This is a genomic window from Corticimicrobacter populi (assembly GCF_003123725.1).
GTDB classification, from domain to species: Bacteria; Pseudomonadota; Gammaproteobacteria; order Burkholderiales; family Burkholderiaceae_B; genus Corticimicrobacter; species Corticimicrobacter populi.
Window position 1 is genome coordinate 100,765 of record NZ_QETA01000006.1, and the last position, 24,794, is coordinate 125,558.

Consider the following 24,794-nt stretch of genomic DNA (forward strand, 5'->3'; position numbering starts at 1 on the left):
TCAGCCGCCTGTCAGGGCGGCGCGATGGTCGAGGGTCGCCAGTTCACCTGGGGCCAGACGGTAGCCGTAGAACAGTTCGAAATACTCGGCCACGGCTGCCTCATAACGCGCCAGTGGCAGGACTTCGGGATGGAAAACATGCGTGCACCAGAGGATGCCCAGCAGGCGGTTGATGCCGGGAGGATGATCCAGCCAGCCGAACGGCATGGTGGGCGCGAGATAGATGCGACCTGTCTGGACGGCACGCAGGTCTTTCCAGAGAGGATCGTGGCGCAGCCGCTCGAAATAGTTGGCATCCTGGGTCAGGATGACGTCGGGATCCCACTGGATCAACTGTTCCATGGACACACGGGCCAGCAGCTCCTTGCCGGCTGCAGCCGCGACGTTGTAGCCGCCTACCGTGTCGATGACCTCGGCATGGATGGAGCCGGACAGCCCGGTCTCCAGCCCATCGGCGCTGCGCCCGAAAAACACGCGTACAGGGTGTGCCGCTGTCTGCTCGCGCAGGCGACGGGCATCTGCCAGTATGCGGTCGGCAAAACGACCCAGTGTCTGTCCGCGCTCGGCGGCACCGAGCATTTCGCCCAGCGTGCGCAACTGCTCGCCCGAGGCGTCCAGGCGCCCGCTCATCACCAGATAGGGGATGCCTGTCTGCTGGAAGACACGTTCTGCCGTGGACGTATAGGTATCGCTGGTATTGCCCAGGTCGAGGATCAGGTCCGGCTGCAAGGCCAGCAATGACTCCATCGGGAAGGTGGTGCCCCGGCCCGCGAGTCGGCCGGTATTGGGCAGATGGCGCACCGACTCCGGAAAGAATTTCTTGCGTGATTCCGGGATGTTGTGGGTCGAGATGCCGAGCAGCTTGTCCGGCACCAGAGAGATCAGCATGACATCGGCCAGGGGGCCGGCGCTGGCGATCCGACGTACCTGATCGCCGGGAGGGAACTGACCGAACTGGACGGCAATCAGCGGTTCGACCGGGGCGGCCAGCAGCCGCGGGGCAAAAGTCTGCAACAGCAGGCCGCTGGCTGCGGCGGACAGGAAAGATCGTCGGTGCATCGTGGTGTGCTGCGTCTGTTGCCCGTGCATCCACAGGCATGATGTTCATCAAGCGTTATATATCTGTATATATAACCAAGGCGGCGAGTGTAGAGGGAGGGTGAGTACTTGTCGAGTTTGACCGACCGCAAATTCCGCAACGGATCATGGCCCGTGGGCAGACTTGAAGGGTAGATCGGATGTATTGTTATGTCCTGCCGTATATAACCAGACAGTAGACTGTCGTGTACGGCAGTCATCATTCAAGATATCGAACCCGCGCAGCAGGATTACCCAGACATGATCATCCACGACCTCGATTTTGCCGAAATGTATCGCGAGCACATGCGCCGCAGCGACCGCCCGGAAAAACCCGCCAGCGTGTGGGATGAGCGCGCCCGCTCGGCCGGAGCCAAGATGATGCAGGGTGATTACGCCAAGGCATTCCTGGCCCGCATGGACCTGTCGGGCGCAGCCACGTTGCTGGATATAGGCTGTGGCCCCGGCACCATCGGTGTGCCGCTGGCGGGTCGGCTGGAAGCGGTATACGGGCTGGATTACAGCCCGGGCATGCTGGAGTGCCTGACCGACAATGCCAGGGCGGCAGGCCTGGACAATGTCACGCCGCTATTGCGTTCCTGGACGGATGACTGGGAAGGCGTGCCGGTCTGCGATATTGCAGTCGCATCACGCTCCAGCCTGGTGCCGGACATGGCGGATGCGCTGCACAAGATGACATCGCATGCGCGCTTGCGCTGCTACATGACCCACCTGGTCGGCGGGCATTTTGGCGATGCGGCGATTGCCGAGCTGCTGGGCCGGCAGGTGCGGGCCTTTCCCGACTATGTTTATATCGTCAATATCCTGCACGGCATGGGGATTCATCCGCGTGTAGATTATCTGACGTTTCCGGGCCGGCTGGCCGGTACCCGTGATGCCCAGGAGTTCATCGACAAGGTGGCCTGGTCGTTTGGCGAATTGAACGCCGACGAGCAGGCTCGCCTGGCCGAATGGTATGGTGCCGATCCGGAACGTGCCCGGCGTGGTGGCGGGGACATCTGCTGGGCCCTGATTTCCTGGGAGCCGGCGGGTACGCTGGCTGCCTGACGGGCTTGTTTCATGAGGGGCGTGCAATGAAATGCAGCCCCTCTGTGTGACAAATTTGTCCAATTTTCAATGAGATAGCAATCCGGTAGATTGCCTGTGTTGCCACACAGACAGGGAGTTGCCGAGATGCCATCCGATCACGTTGCGTCCGCGCCCGGCCTGCGCCTGACGAATGACCTGGTGTCCAAAGCACTCTTCAGCCGACACTTGCACCTGCTGTCGGATCTGATCAATGCCGTTCTGCAGTGGCCCACGCCAATTGCCGTCGTCAAGATACTCAATCCCGATATCCTGCCGCGCCACGCCAATGGCAAGCGTATCGTCATGGATATCCTGGTACGCGATGCCACCAACGCCGTATTCATCATCGAGATGCAGGTACGGCGTGAAGAGCCCTGGCCGGAACGGAATGTGTATTACCTGGCACGCGGTTTATCGGAGCAACTACAAGCCGGGCAGGATTATGAAGGTTTGCGCCCGGTGATCGGCATCAGCCTGCTGGCTCATGACCTGTTCCCGGAGTATCCACATCAGGCCCTCTGGCGTCTGGCCCTGCGCGATGAACAGACGCCTGCCGTCTGCTTCAAGGAAGCCCTGCAACTGCATATAATGGAACTGCCCAAGGCTGAACGACTGGGCGACCTGCCGCCCGAACTGCGCGCCTGGATCGCCTGCCTGCTGCACAACCTGGACGAGGCCGCCATGAAGCAGATCACCCATCCCCCTGTGCAGGAAACCCTGCAACACCTGCAGACCCTGTCTGCCGATGAAAAACTGCGCTGGGCGGCACTGCAGCATGATATTGCCATGCTCGATGAACGTACCGCACTCAAGCGCGCAACCCGCCAGGGAGAGCAGGCGGGATTGGAACAAGGTCGTCGGGGAAATGCCGTCACGACACTCAATCAATTACTGTTGCGCAAGTTCGGCCATATCCCGGCCCCGATACAGGATCGCATGGCTGCCGCAGATCTGACGGACTTGCAGCAATGGACGCTCAATGTGCTGGATGCAAACCGGATCGAAGATGTCTTCGATCCGGCTTCTTGATCTGTTGTTCTTCTTCCTCGGAACAGCGGATCAGGCTGCTACATGAGCCTGGGCAGTGTTCTCCAGGTGCAGCTTGAGATCCGGAGCCAGGCTGAGCTGGCGGGCCAGTTCATCCAGATAGGCGCGCTCCATGAAGCTGTCTGCATCCGTGATCAGCAGGCTGGCGAGGTAGATTTCAGCGCCCTGCTCGGGTGTGGCGGCCAGGCGTGCAATGGCAGCTGGATCGGCCGGGCCGGCCAGTTGCGTAGCGATCCACTGCTGGTCCTGCGGTGAACCCTGCAGTTTCTGGAATTCGGCATCGAGCAGTTGTTGCTCTTCCGCGCCGATGTGACCGTCAGCCTTGGCGGCGGCAATCATGGCGGCCAGCACGTTGCGGCTGTGGCGTTCGATCTCGAGGGCAGGCAACTGGGCGTAGGCCTGCGAGGTCACCGGCAACTGTGCCGGTGCGGGCATGGTGGCAGGATAGGCAAAGGCGCTGGTCTGGTTGCCGGCAGCGTGGGAGGGCTGCGGGGCGTGTGACCCATAGGGCTGGGGCTGTGCCGGGGCGGCCTGACCGCTGGGCTTGCTTTGCCAGTCCTGGTAGGCCCGGTAGGCCACGGCCCCGAGTGCGGCCATGCCACCATATGCGGCGACCTTGCCACCCATCTTGCGGAATTTTTTGTTGCCGAGCAGCAGTCCCAGCGCGCCTCCCGTGAGTGCGCCGCCGGTGAAGCCGCCCAGCAGGGATTTGCCCTGCCCGGTGTTTTGCTGCTGCTGTTGCTGACCGAGGCCGGTCGAGGAAGCGACGTCTTTGGCCAGGCCCTGTCCGGACTGGAGCAGTTGTTGCAGGATGGCTTGGATCGACATGCTTTCAGTTCCTTGTCAGATTGGTATCAGGATTCAGACTGTACAGCAGGAAAATGGTTCACTGCAAAATGCTTGCAGGCTGTATCCGGCATGCATTTTCTTGTCGCCGGGTCGCCCCAAGCCAAAAAACACCCCCTTGGGGGGCAGCGCCGGGGCGTAGCGACAAGCGTGGGGGTATTTTTTGCATGTCATGGGCTTGGGCTATGCTTGGGTTCCGATGCACGGCCTTGCGTGCGATCTCCATAGGTGCGACCCATACATCATGAATACGCCCAGCCCCGACCGCCATATCGCAATTCCCGGCACCTGCAACGTCCGCGACCTGGGAGGCTATCCGGCCGACCAGGGACAGACACAGTGGCGTCGCCTGTTGCGCGCCGATAGCCTGTACGAAATGGACGAGACCGGCAAGCGCCAGTTGCTGGATGCCGGGCTGGCGATGGTGATAGACCTGCGCGAAGCCTCGGAAGCGGCGCGGGCACCGGATCCTTTTACCTCCCAGGACCCGGTGGTGCAGCATCGCATCCCGGTGTTCGAGGGCATCATTCCCCGAAGCTGGCCAGCCGGTGATGCCGATACGGACATGCTGTTCGTGCTGTACACCAAGGCACTGGAAACGTGCGGCGATGCCTTTGCCCAGGTGCTGACTACCATCAGCCGTGCCGATCCGGGGCTGGTGCTGTTTCACTGTTCTGCCGGCAAGGACCGTACGGGGCTGGTGGCCGGCCTGCTGCTGGCGCTGGCGGGTGTGGAGAAACAGGTCATCGTGCAGGATTATGCGCTGACGGAAAGCCTGATGGCCTTCCGCATGTCGCAGATGGTCGCCGCCTGCTATGGCGAAGGCATGAATGCCGCCGTGATCGAACCCCTGCTAGCCTGCAAGCCGCAAACCATGTCCGCTACGCTGGACTACCTTGAGGCGCGCCACGGTAGCGTCGAGGGATACCTGCAGTACATTGGCGTCGGGGACAGGGATCGCCAGGCACTGCAGGGGCGGCTGCTGGACTGAAATCAGTCCAGATATCGCGCCAGATAGGCCCCCGTATGGCTGTCCGGGTGGCGGGCGATATCTTCCGGCGTGCCTTGTGCCACGACCCGACCGCCACCACCGCCGCCTTCCGGTCCCATGTCCACCAGCCAGTCGGCCGTCTTGATCACATCGAGGTTGTGTTCGATGATCACCACGGTATTGCCTGCTTCGACCAACTGGTTGAGTACCCCGAGCAGCAACTCGATATCGTGAAAGTGCAGGCCGGTGGTCGGCTCATCCAGGATGAACAGCGTGCGGCCGGTGCTGCGGCGTGACAGCTCCAGCGACAGCTTGACGCGTTGCGCCTCGCCGCCCGACAGCGTGGTGGCGCTCTGGCCCAGCCGCAGGTAGGACAGGCCTACGTCGGCCAGGGTCTGCAGCTTGCGGGCCACCGCCGGGACGGCCGAGAAATACTCCAGTGCCTGTTCCACCGTCAGGTCCAGCACTTCGCTGATGTTGCGGCCGCGATAGCGGATTTCCAGGGTCTCGCGGTTGTAGCGCAGGCCGTGGCAGACATCGCAGGGCACGTACATGTCGGGCAGGAAATGCATTTCCACCTTGATCACGCCATCGCCCTGGCAGGCCTCGCAGCGCCCGCCCTTGACGTTGAAGGAAAAACGCCCAGGATCGTAGCCGCGCACGCGTGCCTCGGGTACGCCGGCGAACAGCTCGCGGATCGGCGTGAACAGGCCGGTATAGGTGGCCGGGTTGCTGCGCGGCGTGCGGCCGATCGGGCTCTGGTCGATGTCAATGACTTTGTCGAATTGCGTCAGTCCGTGGATGGCGGTAAAGGGCGCAGGCACACTGTGTGCCCGCTGCAGTTCGCGGGCGGCAATTGCGGCCAGCGTGTCGTTGACCAGCGTGGACTTGCCCGAGCCTGACACTCCGGTCACGCAGATCATGCGTCCGATGGGCAGGTGCAGATCCACGTTGCGCAGATTGTTGCCGCTGCAGCCGGTCAGCGACAGCCAGCCTTCGGCCAGCGCAGGCTGGATCTGCGGATCGCCCTGGTCGCCGGGGGCGGTGAGTACGGCAGGACACTGCGCCGCATCGGGCAATGTGGCTGGGTCAACAGGGCGACGCTTGGGCACGGCGATCTTGCGGGAGCCGCTCAGATACTGGCCGGTAATCGATGCCGGATCGGCTTCGATCTGCGCCGGCGTACCGGCAGCGATGACCTGGCCGCCATGTTCGCCCGCGCCGGGGCCCATATCGACCACCCAGTCGGCGGCGCGCACCATGTCTTCGTCGTGCTCGACCACGATCACGCTGTTGCCCAGGTCGCGCAGGTGGCGCAACGTGGCGATCAGGCGGTCGTTGTCGCGCTGGTGCAGGCCGATGGAAGGCTCATCCAGCACATACATGACCCCGGTCAGGCCCGAGCCGATCTGGCTGGCCAGCCGGATGCGCTGCGCCTCGCCGCCCGAGATGGTGTCGGCACTGCGGTCCAGCGACAGGTAATTCAGCCCCACATCGTTGAGAAAACGCAGCCGCGCGGCGATTTCCTGGACGATGCGGCTGGCGACTTCCTGGCGTGCACCGCCCAGACTGAGCTGTTCGAACCAGAGCAGGCAGTCGGACAGCGGCAGGGCCTCGACCTCGTAGATCGCCATGCTGCCGTGCGGGCGTGTGGGCACCTCTCCGTGCTGGTGGCCGGTTACAGGCGCAGTTGCTGAGGCTGGCGTCGATGTCGAGTTTGCGGCAGATGCCGACGCTGTCGCCTGGGCAGCGTCTGGCGTGGTATCAGCGACCGCGCTGCCCAGCAGCACGTGTCGCGCCTCGCGGCGCAGGCGCGAGCCGTGGCACTCGGGGCAGGCGCGGGTGCTGCGGTATTTGGACAGTTCTTCGCGTACCGTGCCGGAATCGGTCTCCTGCCAGCGCCGTGCCAGATTGGGCAGGATGCCTTCGAAGACATGGCGCTTGACCTGATGGCGGCCCTTGTCGCCCAGGTAGGTGAATTCGATTTCCTCGTCACCCGAACCGTGCAGGATGACCTGCCGTACTGCCTCCGGCAGCTCGCCGAACGGCAGGTCCAGGTCGAAGCCATAGTGCCGTGCGAGGCTCATCAACATGGTATGAGCAAAGGCGTTGCGGCGGTCCCAGCCGCGGATCGCACCAGCCGGCAGGCTCAGTTCGGGAAACGCCACCACCTTGCCCGGATCGAAATAGTCCACCACGCCCATGCCGTCGCAGCAGGGGCAGGCACCTGCCGGATTGTTGAAGCTGAACAGGCGCGGCTCAAGCTCGGACAGGCTGTAGCTGCACGCCGGACAGGCATAGCGGCTGGAGAACAGGTGCTCGCGCTCGCTGTCGAGGTCGAGCGCAATGATGCGGCCATCGGCCAGGGTCAGCGCCGTCTCGATGCTCTCGGCCAGTCGCTGGCGGCTGTCGGGACGCACGCGCAGGCGGTCGATCACCACGTCCACATCGTGGCGGGTGGCGGGGTCGAGCGGCGGCAGGTTGTCGATCTCGGTCATCGTGCCATCGATCCGCAGGCGCACGTAACCCTGCGCCTGCAGGCCGGCGATGTCGTTCTCGAAGCTGCCTTTGCGACCGCGCGCCAGCGGTGCCAGGAGCGCCAGGCGGGTGCCTTCGGGCCAGGCCAGGATGGCATCGGTAATCTGGCTTACGCTTTGCGCCGACAGTGGCAGGTGGTGGTCGGGGCAGTAGGGCGTGCCGACCCGCGCATAGAGCAGGCGCAGGTAGTCGTGGATCTCGGTAATGGTGCCGACGGTCGAGCGAGGATTGTGGCCGGCGCTTTTCTGTTCGATGGCGATGGCCGGCGACAGCCCTTCGATCAGATCCACGTCGGGCTTGTCCATCAGTTGCAGGAACTGGCGCGCGTAGGCCGACAGGCTTTCCACATAGCGGCGCTGCCCCTCGGCGTAGAGCGTGTCGAAGGCCAGCGAAGACTTGCCCGAGCCGGACAGGCCGGTCAGCACGACCAGCTTGTGGCGCGGCAGGTCCAGCGTCAGGTTCTTCAGGTTGTGGGTGCGAGCACCCCGGATTCTGATGGCTTGCATAGACCGCCTGTGGCGTTTTTTGGGGGTAACTTGGTACTATAGCAAGCTGCCCCGGTTTTTGCGGGGTAAACCTTCAGACTAGATTCATGCCGACTCCCCAAGCCAATACCATGACGCCCGCCGAACGTCGGATCAGCGTGGCGCTGGCCAGCCTGTATGCCTGTCGCATGCTGGGCCTGTTTTTGCTGTTTCCGGTGTTCGCGGTGGCGGTACACGGCCTGCCGGGCGGCAACGACCCGGCTCGCGTGGGGCTGGCGCTGGGCATCTATGGCCTGACCCAGGCTGTCATGCAGATTCCCTTCGGGCTGGCTTCCGACCGCTGGGGGCGCAAGCCGGTGGTGCTGGCCGGGCTGCTGCTGTTCATTGTCGGCAGCGTGGTCTGTGCGCTGGCCGATGACCTGTTCTGGATCACGCTGGGGCGTGCCATCCAGGGTGCAGGCGCGATTTCCGCCGCCATCACTGCCTGGCTGGCCGATGCCACCCGCGACGAGGTGCGCACACGCGCCATGGCACTGGTCGGCATGTCGATCGGCATGTCGTTTTCGATTTCTCTGGTGCTGGCACCGCTGGTGGTGGGCTGGGCCGGCCTGTCGGGCCTGTTCTGGCTGATCGCCATACTGGGCGTGGCTTCGCTGCTGGTGGCGGCCTTCCGGGTGCCGGTGGTGCCGCGCCAGATGACACCTGCCGTGCAGGGGGCCGTGGGCGGCGTGTTCCGCCATGGCGGCCTGCTGCGGCTCAATCTGGGCGTATTTGTGCTGCACCTGATCCAGGTGGCGCTGTTCGTTGCCGTGCCGGGCCTGCTGGTCCGCTATGGCGAACTGGCGGCATCCGAACTGTGGAAAGTCTACCTGCCGGTGATCCTGGTGTCATTCGTCGGCATGGTGCCCTCCATCATCGTTGCCGAAAAGCGTGGCCGCCAGCCCGAGATGCTGCGCTTGGCCGTGCTGGTGCTGGTGCTGGCCTGCGCCGGCATGGCACTGGCTGGCGCGCACTTTGCGGCGCTGGTGGCGGCGTTGATGGTGTTCTTCGTGGCCTTCAATATCCTGGAAGCGTTGCAGCCTTCGCTGGTATCGCGCCTGGCACCGCCCGAGCTGAAAGGGCTGGCGCTGGGCATCTACAATACCGCGCAGGCACTGGGCCTGTTCCTGGGGGGGCTGCTGGGCGGTCGCCTGCTGGCCGCGTCGGGCAGTGTAGCGGTATTCTGGTCCTGTAGCGGACTGGCACTGGTCTGGCTGGTCCTGGCGCGGGTGCCGTGCCGGGTGGCATAAAAGTCGCGCCGAACGCTTGAAAGCGGCATCGCCGGTTTGAGCCGCTGGCGCGGCAATCCGTTGTATCCGCAAGGCCCGTCTGCCACATCGTCGCGGGCGGTACGAGTTTTGTGGTGCGACTTATTTACGCATTGTGGCTGTCGAACCCTGCGGGATCGTCGATAATGCGGCATTGTTCAATTGCCTGAATTTGGAAGGGAGATCGGCATGGCATCGGTCAATAAAGTCATCATCGTCGGCAACCTGGGACGCGATCCCGAGATCCGCTACACCCCGGATGGCGCTGCCATCTGCAACGTGACCATCGCGACCTCCTCGCAGTGGAAAGACAAGAACAGCGGCGAGCGTCGCGAAGAAACCGAATGGCACCGCGTGGTGTTCTACAACCGCCTGGCCGAGATCGCCGGCGAGTACCTGCGCAAGGGTCGCTCGGTGTACGTGGAAGGCCGCCTCAAGACCCGCAAGTGGCAGGACAAGGACACCGGCCAGGATCGTTACGCGACCGAAATCGTGGCCGACCAGATGCAGATGCTGGGCGGGCGTGAAGGTGGTGGCAATAGTGGCGGCAGCAGCGGTGGCGGCTACGATGATGGCGGCTATGGCGACAGCGCACCGGCACCGCGCAGCCGTCCGGCACCCGCGCAGCGGCCTGCGCCGGCTGCGGCACCGTCAGCGCCTGCTGGGGGCGGTGCGGCCAGTTTGGCTGATATGGATGACGATATTCCGTTCTAGGACCCTCGAGTCGTTGCCGAACTGTTCAAGCAGTTCGGCTGGTATTGCCGGCAATACCAGCGGCGGGGTTTTCGTCTTGTGAGGCATAATCCTTGAGTGTATGTTATGCCTTAAACACGAAATCTCTGACAGACCCGATATTATTGCTCCAAAACTGTCCGTTCATTGGCTGATAGTTGATACCTGGAAAAAGCAGCTTGCTCCTTCAGCTCCTCTTTGGTCTTCATCTCCACTTTCTTCGGCATGTACTTGCGGTTTTGCGCAAACTCCGAGACCCCACTGGAGATAGAGATTCCGCTAGCCGCTTGGATCAGGAGTTCAACAATTAGAGGCAACGTTGAACGACGCTGCGATTCCGCTGATGAAAGCACGCGCTTCCTTAGACCGACCAGGATATTGAAAGCATCCTGAAACCTTTTCTCCGCCATTAGAATCTGAGCTTCTAGTAGACGGCTGCCGACAGAAGAAATTCCTTGCCCCCACTTAGGACTGGAATTGAAAGCAGTTCGCGCTTCCGAAACATCGCCTCTAGTGAACAAGTACCGTACTTTCGAGCGGAATGCGGATACCCCCCCTATTGAGACACCCATGTTTTCAAGTTCATCAATCAATCCCTGGATGGAGGTCGCATTATGGATGACGTAGCCTTTTCCGAAGGCCAGTTCAATTAGAACCTGCAGCTCCGTGATATATGAGTTATTTTTTGCCCTAGACTTGGCTTTAGTGATAAATGTTTTCGCTTTATCCGGATGGTTTGTCGCTAGATACAAATAGGCAAGTTCGCGGAGAATATGAATGTCATCATCTCCTCTCAGTTCTAGGGCGTACTCCATGTGCTTTAACGCATCATCGAATTGTCCTGCTAATCGAGAGTTAAATCCGCGGACGAACTCTGAAATACGCTTTGCCCGTTTGTTCCCTCCATACTCCGAAAAAAGGGCCAGTGTTTCCGCCATCAGATCTTGCTTATTTAGGCGCGCTGCCGACATGCCGCGATACCTCAGCGCTTCAATAGCTCCGTCATCTGTCAGGGCAAGGCGGCTCTGATACGCACGCACGCAGAGTTGGTATGCCTTGTCGTATGCGTTGCTATCATAAAGACGTTTAGCGGTCCGCAGGCATTGAGAGGGAAGAATGAGACTCTCAATTCCCGGAATAAAATTTGTTCCCTCTTTGAGCTTTAGCATGCATGCTTCATTGAGAAGAGCGATATTGGTTTCGGTGTCGAAGGAAATACGCTCGACCGACGCCGTCAGTGCGATCCAGCAACGCCTCAAATCGGAATCGGTAGGAGGCGTTTTACCAAAGGCCCGTGCGGTTCTGCTAAGAAAATTTGGAACTTTCACCGACGTGGCGTCTGTTTGAAGAAGTCCGTAAGATTGTAGTAGTATATATGCGTTTCGTATTTCCTCCCTTTGGCACTGCATTACTTGAGAAAGCGTCTCAAAAATGTCTGATGCAGCGATATGCCCGCAATCGGCGACGAAGGTAAGTATCAATTTTGAGATGCTATCGTCCGCAATGCTCCGCACAAGCTTCGACGCGTTTCTTTCAAGATCAGAAAATACATACTTTCTGATGCTTTTCATATCAGATGTATCAGGGAGGGTCTTGAGAAGACGTGCGGCTGAGGCTATGAGTGCCGGGTTGCCTGACACTTGTTCCAGAACGATTTCCGCGGTATAGGAAGGAAGGACGACGCCAAGATTTGAAATCCACCAAGCAAACAATAAAGACGACTCGTCTTCAGGCATGGGTTCAAGGTGGCAGGTGGCGGTCTTTTCCGAAACAGATGAATTGATGAAATTCGGCTTTCTGCCTGTAACTATGTTGATGAGTGGATAAGAACCAGAAGGCATTGCTTCAATAAGTTTCTGGACCCAAGTGTTTAGTTCTCCGGAGTCATTTAGGATTGAATCGGCAGCTTCAACAACCAATACCTGCCCACTGCCGCAAGTAGAGATAATGAGGTCCGCTAGCTCACATATGCGCTGATTTAGTGGTTTTTTTCCATAATCTTCCATTGAGGCCGCGAGATCTCTTGCTGTCGTAAGGCCTACGAGCCCCTTAATGGACTTGAAGAGATCAACATCAGACTCAAAACTCTCCGTATAGATTAACATCTTCCGCGAGGGAATATTTCTGAACTGTCTGCTAAATAGCTGATTGATCAGGTCTTTACGTCCCATTCCATCAGGCCCGGAAATCAACAAGCAGGCCGGCATCTTTGCAGCTTCGACCGTTAATGCCTTTTCGATCGCTTTAAGTTCGTCAGCTCTGTAAAAAGGAGCCGAAGGAGCTTCTTTGTTTTGCCAATTGTCGTATTCGCTCAAAATGCGGCAGGCAATATGAGCAGGTGATGGGTGCTCTGTTATTACGTAGTTTTGCAGCCAATCAGGCACCGCCGAGCGTTGTCCACCTCTCAGTAAAAAAACCATGGCAGTCGCTATCCGATTGCGCATCCAGTTAATGAAAGCGACCTTAAGTTCACCGCCTACCCACTCTGAAGCAAGAGCTCTTTCTGATGCGAAGAGGATAAAATGGGTCGACTCGTTCAGTGCAGAGTAAATCTGATCTGGCAAGAACCCACACGGATCAAAAGTGGCAACGTCATAATGGCAGATCCCGGGACCAAGCTCCCTGTAGACGTTACTAACGATGTCTTTGTCGCTGGAACTATGAGAAAGGAAGATTTTCATAGGAAATCCTGGTTGCCAAGCCTTTTTCTTCCGTGTGTGTGACACGGATTATTATGGATTGAGAGTGACGGAAAATTACACGGTATTAATGCCGATGGCAAGTGCTGAAGAGGGCTTATAGGGTTGGAATAAAGAGATTGCCTTGGGAAAAGAGAAACTGTTCAGTGCATTCTCGGCCGCTTATAGATCGAGACCGGGCATCTAACTATGCTCGCTTAAACTGCCGTTTCGGCCGAGAGGCCGGAATTACCCTTCCTGCAGGTTCCGGAGCATAGTGGACGCTCATCTGGCGGTGTTCAAGAACAGTAGAACGTCTCTTGATGGCCGAAAACAGCCACGAGAGCCCAAGCCCCCGCAGCCATACTCAGCTAACCAATCATTCCCCCACAGGCTTGACCAAAATCTTCACCTGCTGCTTCTCCTTCACCAGCGTCTCAAACCCTTCCGCCACGATATCCTCCAGCCCGATCCGCTTGGTCACCAGCCGATCTGCCTGGAAGAATCCACGCGTCATCAGGTCCATCACCGCCGGGAACACATCCCGGTAGGCGATCGTTCCTTTCAGCGTCCGCTCTTTCAGCACCACGGCATTCGGGTGCAGTGCGGCTTCGCCTTCCCAGATCGAGACCACGATGGTTTCACCCTCGTAGCGGGTCGAGTCCACGCATTGTTGCAGCACCTTGGATACGCCCGTCACTTCGAAAGCCACGTCCACGCCGCCGGGGGTGAGTTCGCGGATGCGAGCGACCGGGTCCTGTTCCAGCGGATTGATGGTGGTGGTGGCACCCAGTTCGCGGGCCTTGGCGGCGCGTTCTGGCGAGATTTCGACCACGTGGATGGCGGCGGCACCGGCGGCGCGCAGGGCTTCGACCAGCAACAGACCGATGGGGCCGGCACCGAACACGGCAGCGGTGCCGCCGGCTTTGAGGGTGCTCAGGCGCACGGCGTGCAGTGCCACGGCGGCGGGCTCGACCAGCGCGCCCTGCTCGAACGACAGGCCTTCGGGCATGCGGTGCACCATGCGTTCCTTGACCACGGTGTAGCTGGAGAAGCCGCCGCCGCCGCCCGACAGGCCGTGAAAGCCCAACTGGTCGCACAGGTTGTACTTGCCGTGGTTGCAGGCGTCGCAGTGGCCGCAGGAGAGGATGGGTTCGACCACTACGCGGTCGCCGGGCTTGACGCGGGTGACGCCTTCGCCGATGGCGGTGACTTCGCCGGAGAACTCATGGCCCAGCACGATGGGGGCCACGTCCTGGCTGATCGGGTGCGGTGTACCGACGGGTACGAAAATCGGGCCGGCCACGTATTCGTGCAGGTCGCTGCCACAGATGCCGGTCCAGGCGACCTTGATCTTGACCTGGCCGGGGCCGACGGTGGGTTCGGGGATGTCTTCGATGCGGATGTCTCGGGCCTTGTGCCAGCGGGCTGCTTTCATGGGGCACTCCTGTTCAGGGGTTGATGATCTGAATCGGCCGCTGCCATCGAGGGGCGGGGTAGCCGGAGGGCGGCGACCTATTAAGATGATGGTAACAGAGTGTGTAAGTCAGGGATATGGCATCTGCCTTGACAATGATTGCCTAGGCAGTTAATAATCCAGCCCATGAAGCGTTCCAATTCCCGCGCCCTGGCGCATTCCCTGCGTGACCCGGTCAGTTGCACGTCCGAGGACAGTATCGGCTTCCTGATCAAGTGCGTGCTGGTGTCCATGAGCCGCATCATCGAGCGCGACATGGTGCCGCTGGATCTGACGGCGATGCAGTGGCGTCCGCTGATGATGGTCTACAGCGGCAAGGCCGATACGGCGGCAGAACTGGCCCGGGTGCTGGATGTGGATACCGGTGCCATGACCCGTACGCTCGACCGGCTCGAAGGCAAAGGCTTGCTGCGCCGGGAGCGCAGCCAGGACGATCGGCGCGTGGTGCGGCTGGAGCTGACGGATGCGGGCCGCGAGGTGGCGGCGCAGTGTCCGGCCGTGTTGGGCCGGATGCTGGATCATCACTTGCGTGATTTCAAGGCTGAGGAAGTGACGGCATTGCGGGCATACCTGCAACGCATGCTGGTCAACGGCGCGCAACCACGAGCGTGAACGCGCGCCAGTCGGCGCAATCGGTGCGCAGGCAGTCTGCCTGCGCTTTTTTGATCCTGTTTGCTGCCTAGGCAGATACAGATCAGGCAATGTTTTTAAGCTTATTGTCAGAATGAATCGTTTGATTGTCTCTATCGCCAGCGCTGCGGTGCTGGCAGGATGTGCGCCCATGCGCGATGGCGTGCCCGAGGCGCAGCAGATTGCACCGCAGGCGGTAGGGCTGCATGCTGCCGCTACGGCCATGGAATGGCCCGCTGCCCGCTGGTGGCAGCGCTATGGCGATGCGCAGCTTGATCGGCTGGTCGAGGCGGCCCTGGCGGGTAGCCCCGATATGGTGGCGGCCGAAGCACGCCTGCGTCAGGCACAGGCTGCCGTCGGGCGGGCGGGAGCTGCGTTGCTGCCGACAGTCGAAGCCAATGGCACGCTCACGCGCCAGCACTACAGCGAGCACTATGTCTATCCCGAACCGCTGGGCGGCTCCGTGGGCAGTGATGCGCGTCTGGCGCTGGATGCTCGCTACGAGCTGGACCTGTGGGGCAAGTACCGCAGCGGCCTGGATGCCGCCCGGTCCAGCGCAGAAGCGGCGCAGGCCAATGTGCAGTGGGCGCGCAATGTGCTGGTGCTGGCGGTGGTACAGGGCTATGCCGATCTGCAGAATGCCTGGGCGCAGCAGCATGTCCTGGCACAGTCACTGGCGCGGGCCGATGATGTGCTGAGCCTGACGCAGGCCCGTTACGAGGCCGGGCTGGATACACAGGTCGAGGTGCGGCAGGCCGAAGCGCAGCGTGCGGAAGTGCGTGTGCAGACCAGCCAGGTTGAAAACGACATTGCCCGCTTCCGACACCAGTTGGCGGCCTTGCAGGGGGCCGGGCCGGATACGGCGCTGTCGCTTGAGCCGGCGACCCTGCAGATGCCGGCGCAGGCGCGGCCCGCCGAGGTGCCGCTGGCGTTGCTGGGGCGGCGCCCCGACATCGTGGCGGCGCGCTGGCAGGCCGAGGCGGCGGGGGCCGAGGTACAGGCGGCCAAGGCGGCGTTCTATCCCAATGTGAGCCTGGCGGCGTTTGCCGGCTTGCTGACGCTCAATACGGCCACGCTGTTCGATCAAGGCAGCCGCATGGCCGGGGTGACGCCAGCCATCAGCCTGCCGCTGTTCGAGGGCGGACGCCTGAATGCCGATCTGGATGCGCGGAGGGCGCAGCGTGATGAGGCCGTGGCGGGCTACAACCAGGCCGTGCTGGGGGGCGTGCGCGAAGTCGCCGATGCGCTCGACAGCCTGCGGCTGGTGGCCGATGAAGCCCGGCACCAGCGCGACGCCCGGCTGGCTCTGGATGCGGCCTATGCGTTGGCACGCGACCGCTATGCCGCGGGCCTGGGCGATTACCTGACGGTGTTGTCGGCTCAGGCCGGCGTGCTGGAGCAGACGCGCCGCGATACCGCGCTGGCGGCGCGTGCCTGGAAGCTCGATGCCGGCCTGATGACGGCGCTGGGTGGCGGCTATGCCGAGCCCGCGCAGACTGCTTTCTGATGCGGGCCCGCCCTGCTTTCAAAGATATCTGGATAGTGTATTGATCATGACTTCAAAAATTTCCGTTCCCGCTTCGCGTCGTCGGCTGTTGTTGCTGGCGACCGCCGTTTTTGTGCTGCTGGCCGTGGGCTATGGCCTGTGGTGGTGGATCTACAGCTCGCATTTCGAGTCCACGGACGATGCCTATATACATGGCAATCTGGTGCAGATCACGCCCCAGGTGGCCGGTACGGTGGTAGCTATTGCTGCCGACGATACCGAGTGGGTGAAGGCCGGCCAGCCGCTGGTGCAACTCGACCCGGCCGATGCCGAGGCGGCGCTGGCGCAGGCGCGGGCACAACTGGCGCAGGCGGTGCGCCAGACCCGTACGCGTTATGTTCAGAATGAGGCCCTGCAGGCCGATGTGTCGGCGCGCGAAGCTGACCTGCAGCGGGTACAGGCGGATCTGGCCCGGGCACGGACTGATCTGGATCGACGCCAGAAGCTGGCACGCACTGGTGGTGTCAGCGGCGAAGAACTGCAGCATGCGCAGACCGCGCTGCGCTCGGCGCAGTCGCAGGCCGCCCAGGCGCAGGCAGCGCTGGAAGCCGCTCAGGCCATGCTGGAAACCAACCAGGCGCTGACGCGTGGCACCGATGTGGCACATCATCCGGATGTGCAACGGGCCGCCGCACAGTTGCGCGAGGCCTGGCTGGCGCGTGAGCGGACGGCCTTGCCGGCACCGGTCGATGGCATGGTGGCGCGTCGCAGTGTTCAGGTCGGCCAGCGGGTGGCACCGGGGGCAGCGCTGATGAGCGTGGTGGCGCTGGATCAGCTCTGGGTCGAGGCCAATTTCAAGGAAAACCAGTTGCGCAATATGCGTGTCGGCCAGCCGGTGACGCTGGTGTCCGATCTGCATGGCGACCGTGTGCGCTATCACGGTGTGGTGAGCGGTCTGGATGCCGGTACCGGCAGTGCGTTTGCGCTGCTGCCGGCACAAAATGCCACCGGCAACTGGATCAAGGTGGTGCAGCGCGTACCGGTGCGTATCCGGCTGGACCCGACCGAGCTGGCCGAGCATCCGCTGCGGATCGGCCTGTCGATGACGGTGGAAGTGGACGTGGGCGATGAAGGTCACGCAGTCCCTGCCGTGGCGGGCCTGCAGACCGATGCCCTGACGCTGGACCAGGACGTGGCCGATGCGCTGATCGACACCATCATCCGCGAGAACCTGGCGTCATGAGCGGCACGACTGCCGAACGGCAGGATGCGGCAACCGGCGCGGCTCCGGCTGCCGCGCCGGCGCCTCATCCGCCGCTTGAGGGGGCGGCCCGCATCATTGGCTCGATCGCATTGTCGACGGCGGTGTTCATGAACGTGCTGGATACGTCCATCGCCAATGTCTCGATCCCGACCATTGCGGGCGACCTGGGGGTCAGCAGCAGCCAGGGCACCTGGGTGATCACGTCGTTCGGCGTGGCCAATGCCATTACCGTGCCACTGACGGGCTGGCTGACGCAGCGCTTCGGGCAGGTGCGGCTGTTCCTGATGTCCACGTTGCTGTTCGTGCTGACCTCGTGGCTGTGCGGTTTTGCGTCATCGCTGGAGGCGCTGGTCGTGTTCCGGGTCCTGCAGGGGGCGGTGGCCGGGCCGATGATTCCGCTGTCCCAGACCCTGATGCTGGCCAGTTTTCCTCGCGAAAAATCGGGCATGGCGCTGGCGATCTGGGCCATGACCACCCTGGTGGCCCCGGTGGCCGGTCCGTTGCTGGGTGGCTGGATTTCGGATACCTACACCTGGCCCTGGATTTTCTACATCAACGTGCCGGTGGGGCTGCTCGCAGCCTGGTTCAGTTGGCGCATCTACAAGGATCGTGAATCGCCCACGCGCCACATCCCGATCGATCGCATGGGGCTGGCGTTGCTGGTGGTCTGGGTCGGCGCGTTGCAGGTCATGCTCGACAAGGGGCAGGAACTGGACTGGTTCTCCAGCCCGGTGATCGTGACGCTGGCCGTGGTGTCGGTGGTGGCGTTCGTGTTCTTCCTCATCTGGGAACTGACCGAGGCCCATCCCATCGTAGACTTGAGGCTGTTCCTGGGGCGCAATTTCACCATCGGAGTGCTGACGCTGGCGGTGGCCTACGGGGTGTTCTTTGCCAACGTGGTGCTGATGCCTTTATGGTTGCAGCGCTTCATGGGCTATACCGCGACCGATGCGGGCTGGGTGACGGCACCGGTCGGGTTGTTCGCCATTCTGCTCACACCGGTGGTCGGACGCCTGCTGGCCAGCCAGGACCCGCGTCGCCTGGTGACGTTCGCGTTCCTGGTTTTTGCGCTGGTGTCCTATATGCGCTCGGGCTTCAATACCCAGGCCGATATGGCGACGCTGATCGTGCCGACGGTGATCCAGGGGATCGCGATGGCTGCGTTTTTCGTGCCGCTGACCGCCATCAGCCTGTCCGGCCTTGATCCGGCGCGGATTCCGGCTGCCTCGGGGTTGTCCAATTTCGCGCGGCTGACGGCAGGGGCCTTTGGCACCTCGATCACGACCACGCTGTGGGATGACCGGGCGGCCTTCCATCATGCCCGCCTGAGCGAGGTGGCCCATCCCGGCAGCCCCGGTTTCGACAGTGCCTTCGAGACCCTGCGGCAGACGCTGGACCCGGCACGGGCGCTGAGCTACATCGACGGATTGCTCAATACACAGGCCTTCACGCTGTCGGCGCTGGATATCTTTCACGCGTCGGCCGTGATCTTCGTGTTGCTGACGGCACTGGTCTGGCTGGCACGACCCAATCGTTCTGGGCCGGCGGGTGGTGCGGCGGAGGCGGCTGGCGGGGCGCATTGACGGAGACTGCTTGCGGGGCGGGTTCGCTGCCGGTGTTCGAGCCTGGCGTGACAGGGCATAAGTCCACCTGGTCTGCAGAGTCTGGCCCGCTGTGGCCGCCGCCATGTTTAGAATGAAGGCTTCCTTTGTTTAGATCAGGTCACAGCCCAATGAATCATTCCTCCAATCGTCCGGCTACGACACGGCTGGATCGGCAGCGCAGCGGGGAGCCGTTGCAATGACGGCTGCATGGTCGTGGCAGCAGGGCGGCGCACAGTTGTTGCCGGGGCCGATTGGCCCCATTGAGGCGCTCTTTGATGCGCCATCCGGTCCGCTCCGGGGGCTGGCGCTGGTGGCGCACCCTCAGCCCCTGATGGGAGGAGACGCCCGGCACAAGATCCCGCAATTTCTGGCACACACCTTGCGCGACGCTGGCTGGCTGGCCGTGCGGCCCAATTTTCGTGGCGTGGGACGCAGTGCCGGTGTGCATGATGCCGGGCAGGGTGAAACCGATGATATGTGGGCCGTGCTGCAACTGCTGCAGGTCGACATGCCCGGTTGCCCGTGGTGCTGGTGGGCTTTTCCTTCGGCGCGTTCGTGCAGGCGCGGCTGGCACGGCGTCTGGCGGATGCGGGCACGCCGGCATGGCGCACCTTTCTGGCAGGCATGCCGTTTGGCACCGTGGAAGCGGGGCGTTCGTACGAAACGCCCGATGGTTTGCCCGATACGTTGGTCGTGCATGGCGAGCAGGATCGTCAGGTGCCGCTCGATGCCGTACTGGCCTGGGCCCGGCCAGAAGGGCATCCTGTTGTGGTGGTGCCGGGGGTCGGGCATTTCTTCACGGGGTGTCTGCCGGTGCTGCGTTCATTGCTGGTACGGCATCTTCAGGAGGTTGTTTTCTAGCGTTCGGTCCCTGAAAATGCAAGCACTTAAAAAACAGGGACATGTAGGTATTTCCCTGATGGTGGCAGGTCGTTACTTAGGTCACAATATAATTCTTGCACGACGCGCTGACCGTGCGTCGCCCCCATCCGGTTTTTCCCAAGGAGAACGAACGTATGAAAAAACATATTCTGGCCGCAGCAGTCCTGGCGCTGGCCGCCGGCAATGCCATGGCGCAAGCCAACGATACGCTCGCCAAGATCCGCGACAGCGGCTCCGTGACCCTGGGCGTGCGCGAATCGTCCGGGCTGGGCTACACCCTGGGTAATGGCAAATACGTCGGCTTCCATACCGAAATGGCTGAAAACATCATCGAGGACCTGCGCAAGGATCTGGGCCTCGAAAAGCTTGAGATCAAGTATCAGCCGATCACCTCGCAGAATCGCATCCCGCTGATCAACAACGGCAGCGTCGACTTCGAGTGCGGCTCCACCACCAACAATACGGCCCGCCAGAAAGATGTGGACTTCGCCCACACCACTTACGTGGAAGAAGTGCGCATGGCCACCAAGGCCGACTCCGGCATCAGCTCTGTCGCCGACCTGGCCGGCAAGAACGTGGCCGTGACCACCGGTACCACCTCGGTGCAGACCCTGCGTCGCAACAAGCGTGCCGAAGGCGTCAACTTCAACGAAGTCATGGGCAAGGACCACGCCGACAGCTTCCTGCTGCTCGAAACCGGCCGTGCCGATGTATTCGTGATGGACGGTTCGATCCTGGCCGCCAACATCTCCAAGTCGCGCAACCCCGACAACTACCGCATCGTTGGTGAAGTCCTGTCGGTCGAGCCGATCGCCTGCATGCTGCGCAAGAACGACGACAACTTCAAGGCCGCCATCAACAAGAGCATCGAGCGCCAGATTGCCGACGGCACCCTCAATGCCCTGTGGGACAAGTGGTTCCTGCAGCCGACCCCGCCGGCAGGCACGGTCATTGGTCTGCAACTGTCGGAAGCGACCAAGCAAGCCTGGGAAAATCCCAACGACAAGCCCATGGAAGCCTACGTGATCGAATGATCGCGTATCGGACTTGGGTTGTCTGATGTACATACGCCCCTACAGCCGGTCTGCAGGGGCGTTTTTGATTGGAATTGCACCGATGCGGGTTGCCGTGGCATGATCGCGGCACGCACGGAACTACCTCGGTAGGGAGGCTGTATGAATTGGGATTGGCAGGTATTCTGCCAGGATAACCTGGACCAGCAAGTGGTACAGGGATGCTTCGGTAAAGACGGCAGCGTGACCTATCTGGACTGGATGATGTCGGCCTGGGGCTGGACGATTTCGGTGTCGCTGGTATCCCTGGCCCTGGCGCTGGCGCTGGGTTTTCTGGTGGGCACGTTGCGTACGCTGCCCAACAGCCGCTTCTGGGTGCGGGCAGGTAATGCGTGGGTGGAGATCTTTCGCAATATTCCCCTGCTGGTACAGATTTTCCTGTGGTATCACGTGGTGCCGTCTCTGTTTCCGGTGATGCGTGGCGTGTCGGGTTTCGTGCTGGTGGTGTGTGCCCTGGGGGTCTTCACGTCGGCCCGGATTGCCGAACAGGTACGCGCCGGGATCGAGGCCTTGCCACGCGGCCAGCGCTATGCAGGCATGGCACTGGGCTTTACGACCTTCCAGTACTACCGTTATGTGCTGCTGCCCCTGGCGTTCCGGATCATCATTCCGCCACTCACCAGTGAATCGATGAATATCGTCAAGAACTCGTCGGTGGCCTTTGCCGTGTCGATTGCAGAACTGACCATGTTCGCCATGCAGGCGCAGGAAGAAACCTCGCGCGGCATCGAGATCTACCTGGGCGTGACGGCGCTCTACATCGTGACCGCGTTCGGCATCAACCGTGTCATGGCCTTCATTGAAAACCGCGTCCGCATTCCGGGCTTCATCGTGGGCGGTGCCCAGGGAGGACACTGATCATGGGCTTCGATTTTGATTTCGGTTTCTACAACTGGGCGCTGATCAGCGACTACGTGCTCAAGGGCTTCTACTTCAGCGTCTGGCTGACCGTCGTGGCGACCCTGGGCGGCATTGCCCTGGGTACCGTGCTGGCGCTGATGCGCCTGTCGGGCAAGAGCTGGCTGGTGCTGCCTGCGACCATCTACGTCAATGGCATGCGCAGCATCCCGCTGGTGATGGTCATCCTGTGGTTCTTCCTGCTGATGCCGCTGATCGTCGGCTTCTCTGTGGGCGCAGAAACCTCGGCGGTGATTACCTTCGTAGCATTCGAGGCGGCCTATTTCAGCGAGATCATGCGTGCCGGCATTCAGTCCATTCCGCGTGGACAGGTCTATGCCGGTCAGGCCGTGGGCATGACCTACGGGCAGAACATGCGCATTGTGATTCTGCCGCAGGCCTTCCGCAACATGCTGCCGGTGCTGCTCACGCAGACCATCATCCTGTTTCAGGATACGTCGCTGGTGTACGCTATCGGTGCCTATGACATGCTCAAGGGCTTCGAGACCGCAGGCAAGAACTTCGGTCGCCCGATCGAGGCCTATGTTGCGGCAGCCGTGGCCTACTTCATCATCTGCTATTCATTGTCGTGGTGCGTCAAGCAACTGCATCGCAAGATTGCCATCATTCGCTAGTCAGAAGGAAAGCACAACATGATTGAAATGAAAAACGTCTCGAAGTGGTATGGCGACTTCCAGGTGCTGACCGACTGCTCGACCCGCATCGAAAAGGGTGAAGTGGTGGTGGTGGCCGGGCCGTCCGGTTCGGGCAAGTCCACGCTGATCAAGACCATCAACGCGCTGGAGCCGTTCCAGAAAGGCGAGATCTGGGTTGACGGCACGGCAGTGCATGATCCCAAGACCAATCTGCCCAAGCTGCGCAGCCGCGTGGGCATGGTGTTTCAGCATTTCGAGCTGTTTCCGCACCTGTCGGTCACCGAGAATCTCACGGTGGCGCAGATCAAGGTGCTGGGTCGCAGCAAGGACGAGGCCCATGCCCATGGCCTGAAATACCTGGAGCGGGTCGGTCTGCTGGCGCACAAGGACAAGTTCCCCGGTCAGTTGTCGGGTGGCCAGCAGCAGCGTGTGGCCATTGCCCGTGCGCTGAGCATGGACCCCATCGTGATGCTGTTCGATGAGCCGACCTCGGCACTCGATCCCGAAATGGTGGGCGAAGTGCTCGACGTGATGGTCGGACTGGCCCAGGAAGGCATGACCATGATGTGCGTGACCCACGAAATGGGTTTTGCGCGCAAGGTCAGCAGCCGCGTGATCTTCATGGATGTGGGCGGCAAGATCCTGGAAGACTGCCCCACGCAGGAGTTCTTTGGCAACCCGGATGCCCGCAAGGATCGTACCAAGGACTTCCTGCACAAGATCCTGGCGCACTGATCGCGTTCTGGTCATGAACGACCCCGCCTGGCTGATGCAGCCAGGCGGGGTTTTATTTTTGTCGTCGGTTCGGAGGGACCTTCAGGCCTGGGCCGGCAGGCTGGCCTCGTTGAAGGCGGCCACTGCATTCGCGGCATACATGGCGACAGGGCCGCCGCCCATGTAGATGGCCACGCCCAGGGCTTCGTGAACTTCTTCCGTACTGGCCCCCAGCCGCGCCAGCGCCTGGGTATGAAACCCGATGCAGCCATCGCAGCGGGAGGCAACGCCGATGGCCAGTGCGATCAGCTCCTTGGTTTTGGGGTCAAGCGCCCCTCCTGCCATGGCAGCCTTGCCCATGTCGGCAAAACCTTTCATGACGCCCGGCTGGGTTTTGCGCAGTTGCGCGAGTTGGGTCGAAACGGACTGGGTCAGCTGCTTGTATTGCGGCGCGGACATGGACAACTCCGGTGATTGTTTTTGAGAATGCCGCCCGGCAGGCAGCGGTGATACCGGAATTATAATTTAGATTTATCTAAATTAGATATGAGCGAATAAATGTCTGCTATGCCAGGGAGCCAGACTTGCCCAGGGCAAAGTCCACGGCAGCCTCGATATGGATTGCCGTGGAGTCGAAGCCTGGCAGTGGCAGGGTATCTGTATCGAGGATCATGCAGATCTCGGTGCAGCCAAAAATGACCGAGTCTGCACCTTGCGTCCTGGCGGTTTCGATGATGTCGACCAACTGTTGGCGCGATAGGTCTTCTACCCTGCCAATACTGAGTTCATTGAAAATGATCTCGTGGATACGTTCACGAGATGGCGCATCGGGCACCATGACGTCGATGCCATGCGGCTTCATGCGAGCCGGATAGAAGCCGTTTTCCATCGTGTAGCGTGTGGCCAGCAGCAGAGGCCGGACGCGTCCGGCCGCCTTGAGGCGGGAGGCCACTTCATCGACGATATGGATGAAGGGCAGTGCAGTGGCCGTTTCTACTGCGTCGGCCACCAGATGCATGGTGACGGCACAGATCATGATGCAGTCTGCCCCGCCAGCCTCCAGGGCGCGGGCGGCCTTTGCCAATGCCTGGCCCGCTTCCTCCCAGCGATCACTGCGTTGCATATCGACGATAGGCTGGAAGTCGATGGAGCGCATCAGCAGTTCTGCCGAGTGCAGTCCACCCAGGTGCTGGTGGATGGCTTCGTTTATTTTTCGATAGTAGACAGCCGAGCCTTCAAAGCTCATTCCGCCGATCAGTCCGAGGGTGCGCAGGGTCATGAAAAATCCCGATGAAAAAGAATGGATGCGTTATCGGGAGTC

The 24,794-nt window shown here is 61.3% G+C and carries 21 protein-coding genes; 14 read left to right on the forward strand and 7 right to left on the reverse strand.

Features of this window, described 5'->3' with window-relative positions:
- The gene (locus DD235_RS13515; protein ID WP_162300501.1) at nt 1-1,059 is read right to left on the reverse strand and encodes an iron ABC transporter substrate-binding protein; all 1,059 of its coding nucleotides are present in this window, start codon (nt 1,057-1,059) and stop codon (nt 1-3) included.
- Between the two features lie 279 nt (nt 1,060-1,338).
- Here DD235_RS13515 and DD235_RS13520 point away from each other — a divergent pair, with 279 nt between their 5' ends.
- Both DD235_RS13520 and DD235_RS13525 read left to right on the forward strand, forming a co-directional pair.
- Nucleotides 1,339-2,145 (forward strand): methyltransferase domain-containing protein, encoded by an 807-nt coding sequence (locus DD235_RS13520; protein WP_109062633.1) that lies wholly within the window; start codon nt 1,339-1,341, stop codon nt 2,143-2,145.
- A gap of 126 nt (nt 2,146-2,271) precedes the next feature.
- Nucleotides 2,272-3,195: an Rpn family recombination-promoting nuclease/putative transposase gene (locus DD235_RS13525; RefSeq protein WP_109062634.1), complete on the forward strand. Its 924-nt coding sequence runs from the start codon at nt 2,272-2,274 to the stop codon at nt 3,193-3,195.
- Nucleotides 3,196-3,225: 30 nt separating this feature from the next.
- On the opposite strand, the gene DD235_RS13530 is transcribed toward DD235_RS13525, so the two are convergent.
- Nucleotides 3,226-4,041 (reverse strand): tellurite resistance TerB family protein, encoded by an 816-nt coding sequence (locus tag DD235_RS13530; RefSeq protein WP_109062635.1) that lies wholly within the window; start codon nt 4,039-4,041, stop codon nt 3,226-3,228.
- Nucleotides 4,042-4,303: 262 nt separating this feature from the next.
- Here DD235_RS13530 and DD235_RS13535 point away from each other — a divergent pair, with 262 nt between their 5' ends.
- On the forward strand, nt 4,304-5,050 hold the full coding sequence (locus DD235_RS13535) for a tyrosine-protein phosphatase (RefSeq protein WP_162300502.1): 747 nt from the start codon (nt 4,304-4,306) through the stop codon (nt 5,048-5,050).
- 2 nt (nt 5,051-5,052) lie between these two features.
- Here DD235_RS13535 and DD235_RS13540 read toward each other — a convergent pair whose 3' ends face one another.
- On the reverse strand, nt 5,053-8,094 hold the full coding sequence (locus DD235_RS13540) for an excinuclease ABC subunit UvrA (RefSeq protein WP_109062637.1): 3,042 nt from the start codon (nt 8,092-8,094) through the stop codon (nt 5,053-5,055).
- Nucleotides 8,095-8,180: 86 nt separating this feature from the next.
- Between DD235_RS13540 and DD235_RS13545 the strand changes: the two genes are divergently transcribed.
- Both DD235_RS13545 and ssb read left to right on the forward strand, forming a co-directional pair.
- Entirely contained in the window at nt 8,181-9,362 is a 1,182-nt protein-coding gene (locus DD235_RS13545; protein ID WP_239990155.1) for an MFS transporter, read from the forward strand.
- Between the two features lie 207 nt (nt 9,363-9,569).
- A complete protein-coding gene (ssb, locus tag DD235_RS13550; protein WP_109062638.1) occupies nt 9,570-10,094 on the forward strand; it encodes a single-stranded DNA-binding protein in 525 nt (174 codons plus the stop codon).
- A 140-nt stretch (nt 10,095-10,234) separates the two neighbouring features.
- Here the strand turns inward: ssb and DD235_RS13555 are convergent, their stop codons facing one another.
- Entirely contained in the window at nt 10,235-12,793 is a 2,559-nt protein-coding gene (locus tag DD235_RS13555; protein ID WP_109062639.1) for a tetratricopeptide repeat protein, read from the reverse strand.
- 376 nt (nt 12,794-13,169) lie between these two features.
- Nucleotides 13,170-14,228, reverse strand: coding sequence for a 2,3-butanediol dehydrogenase (locus DD235_RS13560; RefSeq protein WP_109062640.1), 1,059 nt, complete (start codon nt 14,226-14,228; stop codon nt 13,170-13,172).
- 156 nt (nt 14,229-14,384) lie between these two features.
- Here DD235_RS13560 and DD235_RS13565 point away from each other — a divergent pair, with 156 nt between their 5' ends.
- From DD235_RS13565 to DD235_RS13605, 9 genes are all read left to right on the forward strand, one after another.
- Nucleotides 14,385-14,879, forward strand: a complete 495-nt coding sequence (locus DD235_RS13565; RefSeq protein ID WP_420810471.1) for a MarR family winged helix-turn-helix transcriptional regulator — start codon at nt 14,385-14,387, stop codon at nt 14,877-14,879.
- A gap of 112 nt (nt 14,880-14,991) precedes the next feature.
- Nucleotides 14,992-16,404 (forward strand): efflux transporter outer membrane subunit, encoded by a 1,413-nt coding sequence (locus DD235_RS13570; RefSeq protein ID WP_109062642.1) that lies wholly within the window; start codon nt 14,992-14,994, stop codon nt 16,402-16,404.
- A 46-nt stretch (nt 16,405-16,450) separates the two neighbouring features.
- Nucleotides 16,451-17,626, forward strand: coding sequence for an HlyD/EmrA/EmrK family protein (locus tag DD235_RS13575; RefSeq protein ID WP_109062754.1), 1,176 nt, complete (start codon nt 16,451-16,453; stop codon nt 17,624-17,626).
- On the forward strand, nt 17,623-19,230 hold the full coding sequence (locus tag DD235_RS13580) for a DHA2 family efflux MFS transporter permease subunit (protein WP_109062643.1): 1,608 nt from the start codon (nt 17,623-17,625) through the stop codon (nt 19,228-19,230). The genes DD235_RS13575 and DD235_RS13580 overlap by 4 nt, the downstream gene beginning before the upstream one ends.
- A 498-nt stretch (nt 19,231-19,728) precedes the next feature.
- Entirely contained in the window at nt 19,729-20,112 is a 384-nt protein-coding gene (locus DD235_RS17225) for an alpha/beta hydrolase (RefSeq protein ID WP_338028420.1), read from the forward strand.
- Between the two features lie 155 nt (nt 20,113-20,267).
- A complete protein-coding gene (locus DD235_RS13590; protein WP_109062644.1) occupies nt 20,268-21,167 on the forward strand; it encodes an amino acid ABC transporter substrate-binding protein in 900 nt (299 codons plus the stop codon).
- Between the two features lie 141 nt (nt 21,168-21,308).
- Entirely contained in the window at nt 21,309-22,064 is a 756-nt protein-coding gene (locus DD235_RS13595; protein WP_109062645.1) for an amino acid ABC transporter permease, read from the forward strand.
- A gap of 2 nt (nt 22,065-22,066) precedes the next feature.
- On the forward strand, nt 22,067-22,738 hold the full coding sequence (locus DD235_RS13600; protein ID WP_109062646.1) for an amino acid ABC transporter permease: 672 nt from the start codon (nt 22,067-22,069) through the stop codon (nt 22,736-22,738).
- A gap of 18 nt (nt 22,739-22,756) precedes the next feature.
- Nucleotides 22,757-23,494: an amino acid ABC transporter ATP-binding protein gene (locus tag DD235_RS13605; RefSeq protein ID WP_109062647.1), complete on the forward strand. Its 738-nt coding sequence runs from the start codon at nt 22,757-22,759 to the stop codon at nt 23,492-23,494.
- Nucleotides 23,495-23,575: 81 nt separating this feature from the next.
- On the opposite strand, the gene DD235_RS13610 is transcribed toward DD235_RS13605, so the two are convergent.
- Both DD235_RS13610 and DD235_RS13615 read right to left on the reverse strand, forming a co-directional pair.
- Nucleotides 23,576-23,932, reverse strand: a complete 357-nt coding sequence (locus DD235_RS13610; protein WP_109062648.1) for a carboxymuconolactone decarboxylase family protein — start codon at nt 23,930-23,932, stop codon at nt 23,576-23,578.
- A gap of 106 nt (nt 23,933-24,038) precedes the next feature.
- Nucleotides 24,039-24,752: an aspartate/glutamate racemase family protein gene (locus DD235_RS13615; RefSeq protein ID WP_109062649.1), complete on the reverse strand. Its 714-nt coding sequence runs from the start codon at nt 24,750-24,752 to the stop codon at nt 24,039-24,041.
- Nucleotides 24,753-24,794 lie beyond the last annotated feature (42 nt).

Coding starts and splice junctions, on each gene's coding strand:
- DD235_RS13515 (WP_162300501.1), bottom strand. CDS start 1,059: ATGCACCGACGATCTTTCCTGTCCGCCGCAGCCAGCGGCCTGCTGTTG.
- DD235_RS13520 (WP_109062633.1), top strand. CDS start 1,339: ATGATCATCCACGACCTCGATTTTGCCGAAATGTATCGCGAGCACATG.
- DD235_RS13525 (WP_109062634.1), top strand. CDS start 2,272: ATGCCATCCGATCACGTTGCGTCCGCGCCCGGCCTGCGCCTGACGAAT.
- DD235_RS13530 (WP_109062635.1), bottom strand. CDS start 4,041: ATGTCGATCCAAGCCATCCTGCAACAACTGCTCCAGTCCGGACAGGGC.
- DD235_RS13535 (WP_162300502.1), top strand. CDS start 4,304: ATGAATACGCCCAGCCCCGACCGCCATATCGCAATTCCCGGCACCTGC.
- DD235_RS13540 (WP_109062637.1), bottom strand. CDS start 8,094: ATGCAAGCCATCAGAATCCGGGGTGCTCGCACCCACAACCTGAAGAAC.
- DD235_RS13545 (WP_239990155.1), top strand. CDS start 8,181: ATGCCGACTCCCCAAGCCAATACCATGACGCCCGCCGAACGTCGGATC.
- ssb (WP_109062638.1), top strand. CDS start 9,570: ATGGCATCGGTCAATAAAGTCATCATCGTCGGCAACCTGGGACGCGAT.
- DD235_RS13555 (WP_109062639.1), bottom strand. CDS start 12,793: ATGAAAATCTTCCTTTCTCATAGTTCCAGCGACAAAGACATCGTTAGT.
- DD235_RS13560 (WP_109062640.1), bottom strand. CDS start 14,228: ATGAAAGCAGCCCGCTGGCACAAGGCCCGAGACATCCGCATCGAAGAC.
- DD235_RS13570 (WP_109062642.1), top strand. CDS start 14,992: ATGAATCGTTTGATTGTCTCTATCGCCAGCGCTGCGGTGCTGGCAGGA.
- DD235_RS13575 (WP_109062754.1), top strand. CDS start 16,451: ATGACTTCAAAAATTTCCGTTCCCGCTTCGCGTCGTCGGCTGTTGTTG.
- DD235_RS13580 (WP_109062643.1), top strand. CDS start 17,623: ATGAGCGGCACGACTGCCGAACGGCAGGATGCGGCAACCGGCGCGGCT.
- DD235_RS13590 (WP_109062644.1), top strand. CDS start 20,268: ATGAAAAAACATATTCTGGCCGCAGCAGTCCTGGCGCTGGCCGCCGGC.
- DD235_RS13595 (WP_109062645.1), top strand. CDS start 21,309: ATGAATTGGGATTGGCAGGTATTCTGCCAGGATAACCTGGACCAGCAA.
- DD235_RS13600 (WP_109062646.1), top strand. CDS start 22,067: ATGGGCTTCGATTTTGATTTCGGTTTCTACAACTGGGCGCTGATCAGC.
- DD235_RS13605 (WP_109062647.1), top strand. CDS start 22,757: ATGATTGAAATGAAAAACGTCTCGAAGTGGTATGGCGACTTCCAGGTG.
- DD235_RS13610 (WP_109062648.1), bottom strand. CDS start 23,932: ATGTCCGCGCCGCAATACAAGCAGCTGACCCAGTCCGTTTCGACCCAA.
- DD235_RS13615 (WP_109062649.1), bottom strand. CDS start 24,752: ATGACCCTGCGCACCCTCGGACTGATCGGCGGAATGAGCTTTGAAGGC.